Raw genomic sequence first — 15,321 nt, forward strand, 5'->3', positions numbered from 1 at the left:
AAACAGGGTTACCAGTTTTCATAATCCCCTTGAGGAGCTTGTGAAGTATAAGTCCTTATAGGAGAGCCTAAAAACTGCACGTTTTACGTGCGGATTGTTATTTTGTCGTAAAGCCAAAAAATATTCATTATTTTCTATCAGTAAAAAATGTTGTTCATAAAGTGCGGTTTATTGCTTAATCATTTATCCGTACAATCTGCCTCATCAGATATTAAGGAGGCAACGATGAAAAAATGCCTGTATTGTTTGTCGGGCATGGCAGTCCGATGAATGTGTTGGATAAGGAAAATCCCTTCAATCAAAATTTCAGCCTGATTACGCAAAAGTTTGCCAAACCAAAAGCTATTTTGATGATTTCGGCGCATTGGTACAGCAGTAGTTTGCAAGTGACATCGGGTGAACGCCCTGAAATGATTTATGATTTTTACGGCTTTCCTGAAGAACTCAGCCAGGTGCAATATCCCGCGCCCGGTTCGCCTGAGTTGGCGGAACAAGTGCGGTCGTTATTGCAGCCGGAAAATGTGGAGCTGAACCCGACGCGCGGTTTTGATCATGGCGCATGGGCGGTGTTGAAGTTTCTCTATCCCGATGCTGATATCCCTGTGGTACAACTCAGTCTTAACCGCTTACAACCGGCACAGTGGCATTTCAATTTAGCGAAAAAGTTGTCTGTTTTACGCGAACAAGGCGTGTTGATTATCGGCAGCGGCAACATTGTGCATAATCTGAGAGCCATAAGCTGGGAACATATAGATCAAATCGGTGCGGGATACGACTGGGCGTATGCGTTCCGTGATCGCATTAATCACGCCATGACCACGCAAAATAACGATGAATTGGTGCATTATGAGCAATTTGGCGAAGGTCCGGCACTTTCCGTACCCACACCTGATCACTATTTGCCCCTCTTGTATGTGGCGGCACTACGAGAGCCGGATGAAAAAGTGGCATTCTTCAATGACAATTTGATTGCCGGTTCATTGAGTATGACCTCTGTGTTGGTGGGTTAAAATGAACGCAACACTTTATGTTGAAATCTATAAATTGGTGTTGTAATGGGGCGGGGTGGTGGCGAGCATTTCGCTTTCAGTTGCCGAGTTTGAGGCACCGTTCACGCATGGATCCGCCCGGTAAAATAATAAGAAAGGTGACAACAATTACGTTATGTTCTGAAAATTAGTGATTCGTTGTTGAAAATAGATTAATCACCAGCACGCCGGAAATAATTAGGGCAATTCCTAACATAGCGGGCATATCGAGTTTTTGTCCAAAGGCAAAATAGGCAACCATCGCTGTCAAAATGATCCCCACGCCGCACCAAACGGCATAGACCAAGCCGACAGGCAGGCTGCGGAAGACGATGGAGACCAAATAAAACGATAAGGCATAAATCAATAACGCACTTATGGTAGGAAGTGGTTTGGTAAAACCATCGCTTAATTTCAGCAAATTGGTGGCGATGACTTCTAAGCCGATCGATCCACCCAGTAAAAGCCAAGGATTCATATTTTCTCTCCGTTTGTAAAATCTTTCTAAAAAATGACCGCACTTTAGAATGCGATTGAACCATTCATGAAAAAACGACAATTTTGAGCGGAATATAGCAAATTTGCATTACGCCGTCGCAATTCTTTTTTAGATAGGGTTTTTAAATTGATTTGATAGTTTTTAATCGGTAAAACCTTTCTGTATTATGCTTGGCGATATTTACTTCAAGCTAATACTATTTATTAAGGAGTTTTCTATGAGTGCTAAATGCCCTTTTTCTCATCTAACCAGCACGCCTTTAACAATGGGTAACGGCGCGCCTGTTGCCGATAACCAAAACAGTTTAACTGCCGGCCCACGTGGTCCGTTACTTGCGCAGGATTTATGGCTAAATGAAAAATTAGCGGATTTTGTGCGTGAAGTGATTCCGGAGCGTCGTATGCATGCGAAAGGTTCCGGTGCATTCGGGACGTTTACTGTGACGCACGATATTACTCAATACACCCGCGCAAAAATTTTCAGCGAAGTCGGCAAAAAAACGGAAATGTTTGCACGCTTTACGACCGTTGCCGGTGAACGTGGTGCTGCGGATGCAGAACGTGATATTCGTGGTTTTGCTTTAAAATTCTATACCGAAGAAGGGAACTGGGATTTAGTGGGGAATAATACGCCAGTATTTTTCTTGCGCGATCCGCGTAAATTTCCTGATTTAAATAAAGCGGTAAAACGCGATCCTCGCACGAATATGCGTTCTGCCACCAACAACTGGGACTTTTGGACATTATTGCCTGAGGCATTGCACCAAGTCACCATTGTTATGAGTGATCGCGGGATTCCGGCAAGCTATCGCCATATGCACGGTTTCGGTTCACATACTTACAGTTTCTGGAACGAAGCAGGCGAACGTTTTTGGGTGAAATTCCACTTCCGTACGCAACAAGGCATTAAAAACTTAACCGATGCAGAAGCGGCTGCCGTTATCGCAAATGACCGTGAAAGTCATCAACGCGATCTGTATGAAGCGATTGAACGGGGTGATTTCCCGAAATGGACGTTATACGTACAAATCATGCCGGAAGCCGATGCGGAAAAAGTGCCTTACCACCCATTCGATTTAACCAAAGTATGGCCGAAAAAAGACTATCCATTAATTGAAGTAGGGGAGTTTGAACTTAACCGCAATCCGGAAAACTTCTTTGCTGATGTGGAACAATCTGCCTTTGCACCGAGTAACTTAGTGCCGGGGATCGGTGCAAGCCCGGATAAAATGTTGCAAGCGCGTCTATTCAACTATGCGGATGCACAACGTTATCGTTTAGGGGTGAACTACCGTCAAATTCCGGTCAATCGTCCACGTTGTCCGGTGCATAGCAACCAACGTGATGGTTTCGGTCGTGTGGACGGTAACTACGGTAGTTTACCGCACTATGAACCGAATAGTTTTCAACAGTGGCAACAACAACCGGATTTCGCCGAACCACCACTTCGTATTAATGGCGATGCGGCGCACTGGGATTTCCGTCATGATGATGACGACTACTTTAGCCAACCGCGTGCATTATTTAACCTCATGAATTCGGCGCAAAAGCAAGCGTTATTCAACAATACGGCTGCCGCGATGGGGGATGCACCTGATTTCATCAAATATCGTCATATTCGTAACTGTCATTGGTGTGATCCGGCCTATGGTGAAGGAGTTGCGAAAGCCTTGGGCTTAACCGTGGAAGATGCGTTAAACGCGCGTGAAGTGGATCCGGCATTAGGTCAACCGGGGCTATTGTAATCTGCGATACCGTACACAATAAAAAACATCTGAAAATCTGACCGCACTTTTGACTGTAATGCAAAAAAGTGCGGTCATTGTTATATGATCGTCAGCTTTTCGCGGACGTTTATTAACCTCAATGCGTAATTCACGATTTCGTAGCGTGCAACTTGTTGCACGAATGAATTAACCTCAATGCGTAAATTTATGATGTCGTAGCGTGCATCTTGATGCACGACTAAATCACGCAGGGAACGTTATTTAAACCCTTTTAGGTCTTCACGATTTCGTGCAACAAGTTGCACGCTACAATTCAATAAAAAATAGACAAGACTGCCAGTTTTCACAAGCTCCTTTAGCACGAATGATTAACCTCAATGCGTAATTCACGATGTCGTAGCGTGCATCTTGATGCACGACCAAATCACGCAGGAAACGTTATTTAACTCTTTTGGGCATTCACGATTTCGTGCAACAAGTTGCACGCTACGATTCACTAAAAAATAGACACGGTTGTCAGTTTTCACAAGCTCCTTTAGCACGAATGATTAACCTAAATGAGTAATTTATGATGTCGTAGCGTGCATCTTGATGCACGACCAAATCACGCAGGGAACGTTATTTAACTCTTTTGTGCATTCATGATTTCGTGCAACAAGTTGCACGTTACGATTCACTAAAAAATAGACACAGTTGCCAGTTTTCACAAGCCCCTTGAGGAGCTTGTGAAGTAGAGGGGCTTAGCTTAATAGGGGAATTTAAAAACCGCACGTTTTACGTGCGGATTGTTATTGATTGAGTAAACGTTGGAGTGATTGATAAATAATTTGCGCTTGCTCATTTGCCAGTGCTGATTTTTTTTCTTCTGAAATCACGACCGCACTTTGTTGTTTATTCAACGCGGCAAGTTGCATTTGATAGCTGCCTTTGCCTAGATTCGGTAATGCTTGCGAACTAATTTGCTGCCAGGCTTTTTGCGATAATGGTTTGTAATAAAGCTCTCGAATCCCGCGGGCGCTCATGTCTTTTTTGATTTCAAACCCAAGTTTTGGGAGTGTTTCGCCTAATTTTTCCCACGCAGCATCAAACGGTGCAGACAGAATGAGTGCGGTTCTGCCATTGGTATCCGTTGCGATATGCGAGGCGATAGGCGCAGTGGTGGATGCACTCAGATCCTGTTGTTGTTTTTGGTAGGCGGCATTTAATTCGCCGATAAGTTGATTTAGGCGATCAGAGGCATACCGTTGTTTATCCGTAATGGAAGGCGTGTAAATGGTCTCATTGCGTTTCATTTGCAAAACAGAAACCATCAATGCTGCGGCTTGTTCCGTATCGACTTCTTCAATTTGATAGCGAATTTGCGTGTTTTTCAAATCATCGCTTCGCCCGGTGGCAGCCCAATCAGTGAGCAGTTTTCCATTCTCTCGTGTGTATTGGATATTTTGCTCTTTGAGTAGGCGTTCAATTTGTTTTAAATTGTAAATTTTTTGCTGATCTGACGTATAGGCAATAAGCGCGCGTTCGCCATCAAATCGTGTAATGGAGTCATGAATGATGGCTAAAGGAATAGAAGGTGGGCGAATATCGACCTTATCATCTTTGTTCACTTTAATCTGTGGCAATTGATATTCTGTGCTGGCAGTCGGTAACTTGACACCGCCGCTGGCAAGCGGATTAAGGCGAGGCAAGTCCACATTGGATTTTTGGTAGGTATCTCCAGCTTGTTGTTTGCTTTCATTGCTTGCAGAGCAGGCGGTTAGCGTAGAAATCACGGCAACCGTTAATAGCCATTTTTTCATAAATTATCCTTGATTATGACAACTGAAAAGTTAAACGTCTGTTTTGGACAGATAAATCATAAAGGCGTTCAAGGCCTGATGACGGCCTTGAGCGTATATTTTAGCGTAATCCGGCAAAGTTTAATGCATCTAACACAACAGGTTGGGCGGATTCACTGAGTAGGGTAAGTGGCAAACGCAATGTTGGATCGGCAATCAGACCCAGTTTATAGCATGCCCATTTCACCGGAATTGGGTTGGATTCAATAAATAAGTTTTTGTGTAACGGCATTAAACGTTGGTTAATGGTTTCTGCTTCGCTAAATTGACCTTGGCGGGCTAAGCGACACATTTCAGCCATGGCTTTTGGCGCAACGTTAGAGGTAACGGAAATCACCCCTTCTGCCCCTAATTTCATGGCTTCTAAACAGGAAGCGTCATCGCCACTAAAGACGAAGAAATCTTTTCCGGCAAGTTGTTTAATCTTTTGCACGCGGCTAATGTCGCCGGTTGCTTCTTTGATGCCAATGATATTCGGAATGGCGGACAATCGCCCCACGGTTTCAGGGAGCAAGTCGCTGCCGGTTCTGCCGGGAACGTTATAAAGAATTTGAGGAATATCTGTGCATTCCGCAATGGCTTTGAAGTGTTGATACATTCCTTCTTGCGTCGGTTTGTTGTAGTAAGGCACGACGGATAAACACCCTACGATGCCACTGTTATTTAATAATTTCGTCATGGTCACAGCTTCGCTGGTGGCGTTGGCACCGGTGCCTGCAATAACCGGAATTCGGCCGGCAGCAAATTCAACTGTTTTTAAGATCACTTTAACATTTTCTTCAATGCTTAATGTCGCTGATTCACCGGTGGTTCCCACAGAAACGATAGCATCCGTACCGGCTTGAACGTGATATTCAACCAGTTGTTTTAAGTTTTCAAAATCCACTTCGCCATGATTATTCATTGGTGTGACCAAGGCAACGATACTGCCTTGCAGTAAAGGCGCATTTGACATAAAAGCCTCCGATTATTGTTATTCTATTATGCTAATTAAGTATGAAAGATGAGGGTTGCTTGCTAAGGTTCGCTTAAGATCGCTAAAATAGCCATAATTTGCAAGCAATTTTTTTATTTTTTAGAGGAGTTAACCTAGGTGTTAAAGCAATTAAATAGAGGTGATGATGCACCATTATTTACATTATTAAATCAAAATGGTGAGCCTGTTTCTTTGGCGCAATTTCGTGGAAAGAAAGTGCTAGTTTATTTTTATCCGAAAGCCTTAACGCCCGGATGTACAACACAAGCTTGCGGCTTACGTGATAGCAAAGCCGAATTGGATAAATTTAATCTTATTATTTTAGGCATCAGTCCGGATAAGCCACAGAAATTAGCACAATTTGCCGATAAAAAAGCGTTAAATTTCATGCTATTATCGGATGAAACCCACGAAGTCGCCGAACAATTCGGTGTGTGGGGAGAAAAGAAATTTATGGGGCGCACATTTGATGGCATTCATCGCGTCAGTTTTTTAATTAATGAGCAGGGAAAAATTGAACAGGTTTTTGATAAATTCAAAACAACCCAGCATCATGAAGTCATATTGAACTACCTGAGCTCAAATTCATAATAAAATCAAATGACATCATTAGACTTAATATGAGATTTTGTTTAGACTTGTAACATTTTTTTGACAAACGGAGAAAACAATGTCGTTAAATGGTTCGGATCAAGATCCTTGGAGCAAACCAAAGCAAAACGGGCAATCATCGGAGAATAACACGTCCGACCAAAATGAAGGCCGCTCGAATTGGGATCGTTCTTCCAATTCACAAAAAGACAATCAACAATCCCCACCGGATTTAGAGGATATTTTCAATAATTTATTGAAAAAATTAAGCGGCAAGAGCGGTGCAAATAATACGAATTCGTCAAACGCCTTTTCCGGGGGCGTTGGTAAGCTGTTGCCGATTGCCATTGCAGCAGGTGTCATTTTATGGGGCGCTAGCGGTTTTTATACGGTCAAAGAAGCCGAACGTGGAGTTGTCTTGCGTTTAGGGCATTTTCATTCCATTGAACAACCCGGCTTAAACTGGAAACCGACCTTTATCGATCGCGTCATTCCGGTGAACGTAGAACGCGTATTGGAGTTAAAAACTCAAGGCGCGATGCTGACGCAAGACGAAAATATGGTCAAAGTCGAAATGACCGTGCAGTATCGCATTCAGGATCCGGCGAAATATTTATTTAGTGCCGTCAACGCCAATGACAGCTTGAATCAAGCGACAGACAGCGCATTGCGTTACGTAATTGGGCACATGACGATGAACGATATTTTAACGACCGGTCGTTCAGTGGTGCGTGAAAATACTTGGAAGGCATTAAATCAGATCATTGAGCCATATAACATGGGATTAGAAGTGATTGATGTGAACTTCCAGTCTGCCCGTCCACCGGAAGAGGTGAAAGATGCCTTTGACGATGCGATTAAAGCCCAAGAAGACGAACAGCGTTACATTCGTGAAGCAGAAGCCTATGCTCGTGAGAAAGAGCCGATTGCGCGTGGTAATGCTCAGCGTATTTTGGAAGAGGCGACTGCGTATAAAGATCGCGTCGTGTTGGATGCTAAAGGGGAAGTTGAGCGCTTCCAACCGCTTTTAGCGGAATTTAAAGCGGCACCGGAAGTTTTCCGCGAGCGCTTGTATATTCAATCCATGGAAAAAGTGATGGCGAATACGCCGAAAGTGATGCTAGATAGCGGTAGCGGCAATAATTTAACCGTACTACCGTTGGAGCAATTATTGAAAGGAAAAGTCTCTAACGTTCCTTCAAATAGTCAGAGTGTGAATGAAACACATGAGACACAACAAAGTGCGGTCAATTCCGGCAATGTTTCTCGTCCACACGAACAAGCAACAACGCTCAGACCGGTGGAATCAAGAGGAGATAATGGCCGTCAAGGGAGAACTTACTAATGCGTAAATTTGTATTACCGATCATTTTTATTATGATTGCTGTGGTGTATTCCAGCATTGTGGTTGTCACCGAAGGCACGCGAGGCATCATGTTACGCTTTGGCAAAGTACAACGCGATGCCGATAATAAAGTGGCTATTTATGCGCCGGGATTGCATTTTAAAATCCCATTCATTGATAACATCAAAGTGCTTGATGCGCGCCTACAAACCCTAGACGGTCAAGCGGATCGCTTTGTGACCGTAGAGAAAAAAGACCTGTTGGTGGATTCCTATGTAAAATGGCGTATTAATGACTTCGGTCGTTTTTTCACCTCTACCGGTGGTGGCGACTATGCACAAGCCGCGAATTTACTGCGTCGTAAAGTCAATGACCGGTTGCGTTCCGAAATTGGTTCACGCACGATCAAAGACATTGTCTCCGGTACACGAGGCGAACTCATGGAAGGGGCGAAAAAGGCGTTAAATAGCGGACAAGACAGCACAGCCGAGCTAGGCATTGAAGTGCTTGATGTGCGAATTAAGCAAATTAACTTGCCGGATGAGGTGTCTTCTTCCATTTATCAGCGGATGCGTGCAGAACGTGATGCCGTTGCTCGTGAACACCGTTCGCAAGGTAAAGAAAAAGCTGCATTTATTCAAGCAGACGTGGATCGTAAAGTGACATTGATTATCGCCAATGCAGAAAAAACTGCCCAAGAATTACGCGGGGAAGGGGACGCTACAGCGGCGAAGATTTTTGCAGAAGCATTTGGTAAAGAACCGGAATTTTATGGATTTATTCGTAGCCTTAAAGCCTATGAAAGCAGCTTTGCCAATTCCGATAACTTGCTTATTCTAAAACCGGACAGTGATTTCTTCCGTTTTATGCAATCGCCAAGTAAATAATCAAACATAAAATCGCCGCTCAACATTGTGCAGATACCTCCAAAAATAAAGGGCGGCTTACGTAAATAATAAAAAAGTGCGGTGAGATTTTTGAAAATTTTTCAGAATCTCACCGCACTTTTATTATAGCCACCCAAAGTCTGACTATAAAAACCATACGCGATGCGTATGGAGTCCTCCCTCGTAACGTGTAACTTGTTGCACGAATGATTAACCTCAATGCGTAATTCACGATTTCATGCGTAACGTGCAACTTGTTGCACGAATAATTAACCTCGATGCGTAATTCACGATTTTGTGCGTAGCGTGCAACTTGTTGCACGACTAAATTATGCACGGAACGTTATTTAACCCTTTCGGACATTCCCGATTTCGTGCAATAAGTTGCACGCTACGATTCACTAAAAAATAAACACGGTTACCAGCTTTCACAAGCCCTTTGAGAGACTTATGAAGTATAAGAGCCCTTATAGGGGAGCTTAAAAAACCGCACGTTTTACGTGCAGATTGTTATTTTGCGCTGAAATTACTTCGCTTGTTGATTTAGCGCTTTTTCAATTTTTTTATCTGTTTTGTATTGAGATAACGCATAAACCGCCCAAAGTGTTGCTGGAATCCAGCCGATAAGCGTAATTTGTAGGATAAGGCAGATAATACCGGCAAAGGGACGTCCGATAGTGAAAAAGGTTAGCCAAGGTAAAAGTAAGGCAATAATGAGTCTCATGGTGTTCTCCTATTTATTCCATGTGGGTTTGAAAATTATCGGAAGGAAGCTGTAATTTGATTCTAGATTTGCAGTGTTTTTAACCGCACGTTGACTTTTCTTACTGCTGATAGCGGAATTCTATGCTAGAATCCGCACGCAATTTTTTATTACGACAATGTAGGAAAGTATATGAACATTTTAGAGGGGCAGATTGCTGCACCAAATGCAAAAATCGCCGTGGTTATCGGGCGTTTTAACAGCTTTATTAATGAAAGCCTTTTGGAAGGTGCATTGGATGCGTTGAAACGCATCGGTCAAGTAAAAGATGAAAATATTACATTGGTTCGTGTGCCGGGTGCGTATGAATTGCCATTAGTTGCCCGTCGATTAGCGGAAAGCAAAAAATTTGATGCAATCGTTGCATTAGGCACGGTGATTCGTGGTGGTACAGCGCATTTTGAATATGTGGCAGGTGAGGCTAGCAGCGGTTTAGGCAAAGTGGCGATGGAATCTGACATTCCTGTGGCATTCGGCGTATTAACCACTGAAAACATTGAGCAAGCCATTGAACGTGCCGGTACAAAAGCCGGTAATAAAGGCGCAGAGGCCGCACTGGTTGCGTTAGAAATGGTGAATCTTTTAAATCAAATTCAGGCGGTGTAACTTACGATGACCGAACAAGTGAAAAAAATTTCTCCTCGTCGCCGTGCCCGTGAATGTGCCGTACAAGCCCTATATTCTTGGGCAATTTCGCAGAACTCACCGGAAATCATCGAACTTAACTTCATGACCGAACAAGACATGAAGGGCGTAGATACCCCGTATTTCCGTAAATTATTTCGCCAGACCGTAGAGAACGTAGAGGCGGTGGAACGTACCATGCAAGGCTATTTGGATCGCAGTTTAGCGGAATTAGATCCGGTTGAGAAAGCCGTTTTGCGTTTAGCGGTGTATGAGCTGCAATTTGAGGTAGATGTGCCGTATAAAGTGGTAATCAACGAGGCGATTGAAGTTGCCAAAGTGTTCGGCGCAGACGAAAGTCATAAATACATTAATGGTGTATTGGATAAAATTGCACCACTCGTACGACGTTAATTTTCATTGAGACAGGGAGGCGCAATGAGAGAAGGGGAGTTTGATATTATTCAACGTTATTTTACTGCCTCTAAGCGTGCGCCTCGCAAAGATGTCCTCCTTTCGGTCGGTGATGATTGTGCCGTTACCGAACTGAATCGCAATCAACACCTTGCCATTACAACAGACACGATGGTTGAAGGCGTGCATTTTTTACCGGGTATTCGACCTGCGGATTTGGCTTATAAAGCTGTGGCGAGTAATTTGAGTGATCTTGCGGCGATGGGTGCAGAACCGGCTTGGATGTCCTTAGCCTTGACGATACCCAACATTGATCATGTGTGGTTGACGGAATTTAGTGAGAGTTTTTTTTCGATTCTCGATCACTATAACGTGGATCTCATTGGCGGAGATACGACCAAAGGCCCGTTAAGCATTACCATTACCGCGCAAGGCATTATTGCGAAAGATAAAGCACTGTGTCGCCACAATGCCAATGTTGGCGATTGGATCTATGTATCCGGCACCTTGGGCGATAGTGCAGGCGGATTGTCTTATTTATTGCAAGGTAAAAGTGCGGTGAATTCGGCACAAGAATTTCTGATTCATCGTCATCTGCGTCCAACGCCGAGAGTGTTGCTGGGCATGGCGCTTTCTTTAACACGCTTAGCCAGTTCAGCGATTGATATTTCTGATGGTTGTGTGGCGGATTTGACGCACATTTTAGAACGTAGCCAATGTGGTGCGGTAATTGAGTTAGATAAATTGCCGCTATCGGCTGAATTAGTCAGTGAATTTGGTTTGGCACAGGCGGAGCAATATGCTTTGAGTGGCGGCGAAGATTACGAACTTTGTTTTACTGTGTCGGATAGCAACAAAGCCAAATTAGCTAAGGCATTGGCGCATATTGGTGTGAACTATACTTGCATTGGACAAATTCGTGCGATTCACCCTAAAAATAAAAATCGCATTCAATTCCAACGCCATGGTCAACGGGTAGAAGTCGAATTCGTTGGCGGTTTCGATCATTTTAAATAGGTCTTTTATTATGACTGCACCACAAAATCCCATTGAACGGGTGACGTTGCGCAATCCTATTCATTTTCTCGCATTGGGTTTCGGTTCCGGTTTATTGCACCCAGCGCCCGGTACTTGGGGAAGTTTGGTGGGCGTTATCGTTGGCGCATTATTATTGCCTTGGCTGGGTGCAAAAACATTTTTTATATTGACCGCACTTTGTTTCTTTCTTGGCATTTGGTTATGCGAACGCACCAGCCACGACATGGGCGTACATGATCACGGTAGCATTGTCTGGGATGAAATTGTCGCCGTTTTCTTGGTGTTGTTAGCCGTGCCGCACGTGTCCTTATTTTGGTGCACCATTGCGTTTGTGACCTTCCGTTTGTTTGATATCTTAAAGCCTTATCCGATTCGCTATTTTGATGAGAAACTCACCAATGGCTTCGGCATTATGGTGGATGATATTTTGGCGGCAGGTTATAGCATTCTCGTCATTCTTGCCTTAGCGCATTTTATCTAGCGACATCATGTTACATTTAATGTTCGTTCATTTGATGGGATTGCTTTCGCCAGGGCCCGATTTCTTTTATGTCAGCCGTGCTGCGGCAATGCATTCTCGGCGAACCGCAATTTATGGTGTGATTGGCATCACGATTGGTGTCACCATTTGGGCGACGGCTGCGGTGTTAGGTTTGGCGATTGTGTTTAAAACGATGCCGGCGTTGCAAGGCATTGTCATGGCATTGGGCGGTAGCTATTTGTTTTATCTCGTGGCTCGTATCACAACCAATGCGGTATTTGATGAAAGCAATTTGGTACAAAACACAGCGTCTAAAAATGAAATCCTCAAAGGTTTGTTGGTGAATTTATCCAATGCCAAAGTGGTGATTTATTTCAGCAGCGTGATGTCTTTTGTCCTCGTCAACATTACTGAAACGCGGCAAATATTGACCGCACTTTTTCTTATCACGATAGAAACCTTTGTTTATTTCTATGTGATTTCCCTCTTATTTTCACGTCCCTTTGCAAAACGTTTTTATAGCCGATATAGTCGCTATATGGATAACGCGTCAGGCGTGATTTTTATTTTATTTGGCGCGTACCTCATTTACAGTGGTGCGTTGAAAATCATAGATTAGTTTAAATCGGAGAAGATTATGGCGTTAAGAATTGCCATCGTAGGCACCGGCGGACGCATGGGGCGTCAGTTAATTCAAGCAGTACAGAACGCAGAAGGCGTGGCATTAGGCGCGGCATTTGAGCGTAAAGGCTCTTCCTTGGTCGGCGCGGATGCCGGTGAGTTGGCGGGCATTGGTCACTTAGGCATTCAAGTGGGCGATGATTTAAACGCCGCCAAAGAACAATTTGATGTGCTGATTGATTTCACCCGTCCGGAAGGCACCTTAGAACATTTGGCGTTTTGTGTGGCGAATCAAAAAAAGATCATTATTGGCACGACTGGCTTTGATGATGCAGGCAAAGCGGCAATTAAAGCCGCAGCAGAACAGATTGGTGTTGTGTTTGCCTCTAACTTCAGCGTAGGCGTGAATCTGGTGTTTAAATTATTGGAAAAAACCGCCAAAGTCATGGGCGATTATTGCGACATTGAAATCATTGAAGCGCATCATCGCCACAAAGTGGATGCGCCGTCCGGCACCGCACTTTCCATGGGCGAACACATCGCGAAAACCTTGGGGCGTGATTTGAAAACCCACGGCGTATTTTGCCGTGATGGCATTATCGGTGAACGCAAACGAGATGAAATCGGTTTTTCTACCATTCGCGCTTCTGATGTGGTTGGCGAACATAGCGTTTGGTTTGCCGACATCGGCGAACGCGTTGAAATTACCCACAAAGCTTCCAGCCGTATGACCTTTGCTAACGGCGCCGTGCGTGCGGCGAAATGGCTTGAAGGAAAAGACCAAGGCTTGTTTGATATGACGGATGTGTTGGACTTAAATAATTTATAAGCTAAGAAAAAAAACGCATAATTGAACCGCACTTTGAGAATTTTGAGAGAATGGCTTCACTTGAAAGAAGGGCTTAAAGTGCGGTCGTTTTCAAAGGCGTTTTTACTGCGCCATCTTTTTCGCCGTCTTCAAAAATCCTTGCGCTGAATTGTAAATTTCCGCTTTGCCTTGGGCGTTTAGAATCATATCGGACATTTCACGGAAGGCGCCTTTGCCACCGCCTAACCCTAAGGTGTAATCGGCGCAGTTTTTGACATATTCCGGCGCATCGGCAACCGCGAAGGAAAGTCCACAAACAGCGAAAGCGGGGAGATCAACGCTGTCATCGCCAATGTAAGCTGTTTGCTCCGGCTCAACACCGGCTTGGCTGCATAATTCAAAACAGGCGCTTTCTTTTTCCAGCTTGCCTAAAAAAGCGAGTTTAATGCCTAAATCGGCAATGCGTTTGCGCAAAATGGCCGAATCACGCCCGGATAACACGGCGACTTGAATGCCGGCTTCCATCAACATCCGAATGCCTAAACCATCGCGCACATGAAAACTTTTGAGCGCTTCGCCGTTAGCATCGTAGTGCAGTAAACCGTCTGTTAATACGCCGTCCACATCGGTGATAACAAATTTCACCTGTTTTAATTTTTCTTGTAATTCTGTTGTCATTAGCTTGAGAACTCCACTAAACCCACGACATTTTGCGCATCATCCACCACAACCAAAGAGTGAATTTTATGTGCTTTCATATAATTTTCCGCTTCGGATAAATAGGTATCCTGATGAATGGTTTTCGGATGAGAGGTCATCAATTCTTGTGCGGTTTTGCTAAGCGTATTGGCACCGTTGGCCGTTAATGCACGACGAATATCGCCATCGGTGATGATGCCGCGTAATTGCTGTTGCTCCATGACCAACGCCACGCCCATACGCCCTTCGTTCATAATGGTTAAGCAATCGGTGAAGGAGGTCGTTAAGGCGGCAATCGGTAAACGGGTTTGCATTTGATCTTTCACGCGGCATAACAAACGGCGGCCTAAGCTGCCGCCCGGATGGAATTTCGCAAAATCTTCCGGTTGGAAATCGCGGGCGCGCATTAAACAAACCGCTAACGCATCGCCCAATGCCATGGTCACAACCACGGAGGTGGTCGGGGCAAGATTGTTCGGGCAGACTTCCCGTTCTACGCGAATGTCCAACACATAATCCGCATGACGCGCTAACGTCGAGTTTTTGTTGGACGTGAGCGCAATGATTTTGTTGCCGAAGTTTTTTAGGCTTGGAATGAGTTTGTTGACATCATCGGTTTCGCCGCTGTAGGAAATGAGCATCACCACATCAATGGGTTTCAGCATGCCTAAATCGCCGTGAAAGGCTTCCGTAGGATGTAGGAAAAAACTCGGTGTGCCGGTGGAAGCAAAGGTAGCGACCATTTTTTTCCCTACCAAGCCGGATTTGCCGATACCACCGATCACCAAACGTCCTTTGCAATTTAGAATTAAATCAACAACCTCAGTGAAGGTACCGTCTAATTTTTCTCTGAGTTGCCCGAGGGCTTTTTCTTCAACGCCCAGCGTTTCCCGAGCGATCTGTAAATAATCCATGGAAGTTTCCTTATGTGGCACAAAAGTGCGGTGTTTTTTAGGCCTGTTTTTGTGGCGTTCATTCTAGCC

General features: G+C 44.4%; 17 protein-coding genes. 11 read left to right on the top strand and 6 right to left on the bottom strand.

The window, feature by feature from the left end:
* Positions 1–233 precede the first annotated feature (233 nt).
* A complete protein-coding gene (gene ygiD / locus J5X96_RS06135; protein ID WP_209362311.1) occupies positions 234–1,010 on the top strand; it encodes a 4,5-DOPA dioxygenase extradiol in 777 nt (258 codons plus the stop codon).
* A gap of 166 nt (positions 1,011–1,176) precedes the next feature.
* Here ygiD and J5X96_RS06140 read toward each other — a convergent pair whose 3' ends face one another.
* On the bottom strand, positions 1,177–1,506 hold the full coding sequence (locus J5X96_RS06140; RefSeq protein WP_209362313.1) for a multidrug efflux SMR transporter: 330 nt from the start codon (positions 1,504–1,506) through the stop codon (positions 1,177–1,179).
* Positions 1,507–1,744: 238 nt separating this feature from the next.
* Between J5X96_RS06140 and J5X96_RS06145 the strand changes: the two genes are divergently transcribed.
* A complete protein-coding gene (locus J5X96_RS06145) occupies positions 1,745–3,271 on the top strand; it encodes a catalase (protein ID WP_209362314.1) in 1,527 nt (508 codons plus the stop codon).
* Positions 3,272–4,041: 770 nt separating this feature from the next.
* On the opposite strand, the gene bamC is transcribed toward J5X96_RS06145, so the two are convergent.
* Entirely contained in the window at positions 4,042–5,052 is a 1,011-nt protein-coding gene (gene bamC / locus J5X96_RS06150; RefSeq protein WP_021616265.1) for an outer membrane protein assembly factor BamC, read from the bottom strand.
* 100 nt (positions 5,053–5,152) lie between these two features.
* Positions 5,153–6,046 carry a 4-hydroxy-tetrahydrodipicolinate synthase gene (gene dapA / locus J5X96_RS06155; protein ID WP_021616264.1) on the bottom strand — a complete coding sequence of 298 codons (894 nt, stop codon included), beginning with the start codon at positions 6,044–6,046 and terminating at the stop codon, positions 5,153–5,155.
* A 138-nt stretch (positions 6,047–6,184) separates the two neighbouring features.
* Between dapA and bcp the strand changes: the two genes are divergently transcribed.
* From bcp to hflC, 3 genes are all read left to right on the top strand, one after another.
* The gene (gene bcp, locus J5X96_RS06160; protein WP_209362316.1) at positions 6,185–6,658 is read left to right on the top strand and encodes a thioredoxin-dependent thiol peroxidase; all 474 of its coding nucleotides are present in this window, start codon (positions 6,185–6,187) and stop codon (positions 6,656–6,658) included.
* 79 nt (positions 6,659–6,737) lie between these two features.
* Entirely contained in the window at positions 6,738–8,003 is a 1,266-nt protein-coding gene (hflK, locus tag J5X96_RS06165) for an FtsH protease activity modulator HflK (protein WP_209362318.1), read from the top strand.
* On the top strand, positions 8,003–8,890 hold the full coding sequence (hflC, locus tag J5X96_RS06170; RefSeq protein ID WP_209362327.1) for a protease modulator HflC: 888 nt from the start codon (positions 8,003–8,005) through the stop codon (positions 8,888–8,890). The genes hflK and hflC overlap by 1 nt, the downstream gene beginning before the upstream one ends.
* Positions 8,891–9,416: 526 nt before the next feature.
* Here hflC and J5X96_RS06175 read toward each other — a convergent pair.
* Positions 9,417–9,614 (bottom strand): YqaE/Pmp3 family membrane protein, encoded by a 198-nt coding sequence (locus J5X96_RS06175; RefSeq protein ID WP_209362329.1) that lies wholly within the window; start codon positions 9,612–9,614, stop codon positions 9,417–9,419.
* Between the two features lie 171 nt (positions 9,615–9,785).
* Between J5X96_RS06175 and ribE the strand changes: the two genes are divergently transcribed.
* The 6 genes from ribE to dapB are packed head-to-tail and all read left to right on the top strand — an operon-like array spanning position 9,786 to position 13,660.
* Positions 9,786–10,259, top strand: coding sequence for a 6,7-dimethyl-8-ribityllumazine synthase (gene ribE, locus J5X96_RS06180; protein ID WP_209362331.1), 474 nt, complete (start codon positions 9,786–9,788; stop codon positions 10,257–10,259).
* A gap of 6 nt (positions 10,260–10,265) precedes the next feature.
* On the top strand, positions 10,266–10,691 hold the full coding sequence (nusB, locus tag J5X96_RS06185) for a transcription antitermination factor NusB (protein WP_209362341.1): 426 nt from the start codon (positions 10,266–10,268) through the stop codon (positions 10,689–10,691).
* 24 nt (positions 10,692–10,715) lie between these two features.
* A complete protein-coding gene (thiL, locus tag J5X96_RS06190; protein ID WP_209362342.1) occupies positions 10,716–11,708 on the top strand; it encodes a thiamine-phosphate kinase in 993 nt (330 codons plus the stop codon).
* A 10-nt stretch (positions 11,709–11,718) separates the two neighbouring features.
* Positions 11,719–12,210 (top strand): phosphatidylglycerophosphatase A, encoded by a 492-nt coding sequence (locus tag J5X96_RS06195; protein ID WP_209362344.1) that lies wholly within the window; start codon positions 11,719–11,721, stop codon positions 12,208–12,210.
* Between the two features lie 7 nt (positions 12,211–12,217).
* A complete protein-coding gene (locus J5X96_RS06200; RefSeq protein ID WP_209362346.1) occupies positions 12,218–12,829 on the top strand; it encodes a LysE family transporter in 612 nt (203 codons plus the stop codon).
* A gap of 18 nt (positions 12,830–12,847) precedes the next feature.
* On the top strand, positions 12,848–13,660 hold the full coding sequence (dapB, locus tag J5X96_RS06205) for a 4-hydroxy-tetrahydrodipicolinate reductase (protein WP_209362348.1): 813 nt from the start codon (positions 12,848–12,850) through the stop codon (positions 13,658–13,660).
* 102 nt (positions 13,661–13,762) lie between these two features.
* Here the strand turns inward: dapB and J5X96_RS06210 are convergent, their stop codons facing one another.
* Both J5X96_RS06210 and J5X96_RS06215 read right to left on the bottom strand, forming a co-directional pair.
* Positions 13,763–14,317: an HAD family hydrolase gene (locus J5X96_RS06210; RefSeq protein WP_209362350.1), complete on the bottom strand. Its 555-nt coding sequence runs from the start codon at positions 14,315–14,317 to the stop codon at positions 13,763–13,765.
* Positions 14,317–15,252, bottom strand: a complete 936-nt coding sequence (locus J5X96_RS06215; protein ID WP_209362352.1) for a KpsF/GutQ family sugar isomerase — start codon at positions 15,250–15,252, stop codon at positions 14,317–14,319. The genes J5X96_RS06210 and J5X96_RS06215 overlap by 1 nt, the downstream gene beginning before the upstream one ends.
* Between the last annotated feature and the right edge of the window lie 69 nt (positions 15,253–15,321).

Origin of the sequence: Aggregatibacter sp. 2125159857 (genome assembly GCF_017798005.1) — a bacterium.
GTDB lineage: Bacteria > Pseudomonadota > Gammaproteobacteria > Enterobacterales > Pasteurellaceae > Aggregatibacter.

Bases quoted from the DNA above. Each gene is read 5' to 3' on its own strand.
- ygiD (WP_209362311.1), top strand. From the start codon at position 234: ATGCCTGTATTGTTTGTCGGGCATGGCAGTCCGATGAATGTGTTGGAT.
- J5X96_RS06140 (WP_209362313.1), bottom strand. From the start codon at position 1,506: ATGAATCCTTGGCTTTTACTGGGTGGATCGATCGGCTTAGAAGTCATC.
- J5X96_RS06145 (WP_209362314.1), top strand. From the start codon at position 1,745: ATGAGTGCTAAATGCCCTTTTTCTCATCTAACCAGCACGCCTTTAACA.
- bamC (WP_021616265.1), bottom strand. From the start codon at position 5,052: ATGAAAAAATGGCTATTAACGGTTGCCGTGATTTCTACGCTAACCGCC.
- dapA (WP_021616264.1), bottom strand. From the start codon at position 6,046: ATGTCAAATGCGCCTTTACTGCAAGGCAGTATCGTTGCCTTGGTCACA.
- hflK (WP_209362318.1), top strand. From the start codon at position 6,738: ATGTCGTTAAATGGTTCGGATCAAGATCCTTGGAGCAAACCAAAGCAA.
- hflC (WP_209362327.1), top strand. From the start codon at position 8,003: ATGCGTAAATTTGTATTACCGATCATTTTTATTATGATTGCTGTGGTG.
- J5X96_RS06175 (WP_209362329.1), bottom strand. From the start codon at position 9,614: ATGAGACTCATTATTGCCTTACTTTTACCTTGGCTAACCTTTTTCACT.
- ribE (WP_209362331.1), top strand. From the start codon at position 9,786: ATGAACATTTTAGAGGGGCAGATTGCTGCACCAAATGCAAAAATCGCC.
- nusB (WP_209362341.1), top strand. From the start codon at position 10,266: ATGACCGAACAAGTGAAAAAAATTTCTCCTCGTCGCCGTGCCCGTGAA.
- thiL (WP_209362342.1), top strand. From the start codon at position 10,716: ATGAGAGAAGGGGAGTTTGATATTATTCAACGTTATTTTACTGCCTCT.
- J5X96_RS06195 (WP_209362344.1), top strand. From the start codon at position 11,719: ATGACTGCACCACAAAATCCCATTGAACGGGTGACGTTGCGCAATCCT.
- J5X96_RS06200 (WP_209362346.1), top strand. From the start codon at position 12,218: ATGTTACATTTAATGTTCGTTCATTTGATGGGATTGCTTTCGCCAGGG.
- dapB (WP_209362348.1), top strand. From the start codon at position 12,848: ATGGCGTTAAGAATTGCCATCGTAGGCACCGGCGGACGCATGGGGCGT.
- J5X96_RS06210 (WP_209362350.1), bottom strand. From the start codon at position 14,317: ATGACAACAGAATTACAAGAAAAATTAAAACAGGTGAAATTTGTTATC.
- J5X96_RS06215 (WP_209362352.1), bottom strand. From the start codon at position 15,252: ATGGATTATTTACAGATCGCTCGGGAAACGCTGGGCGTTGAAGAAAAA.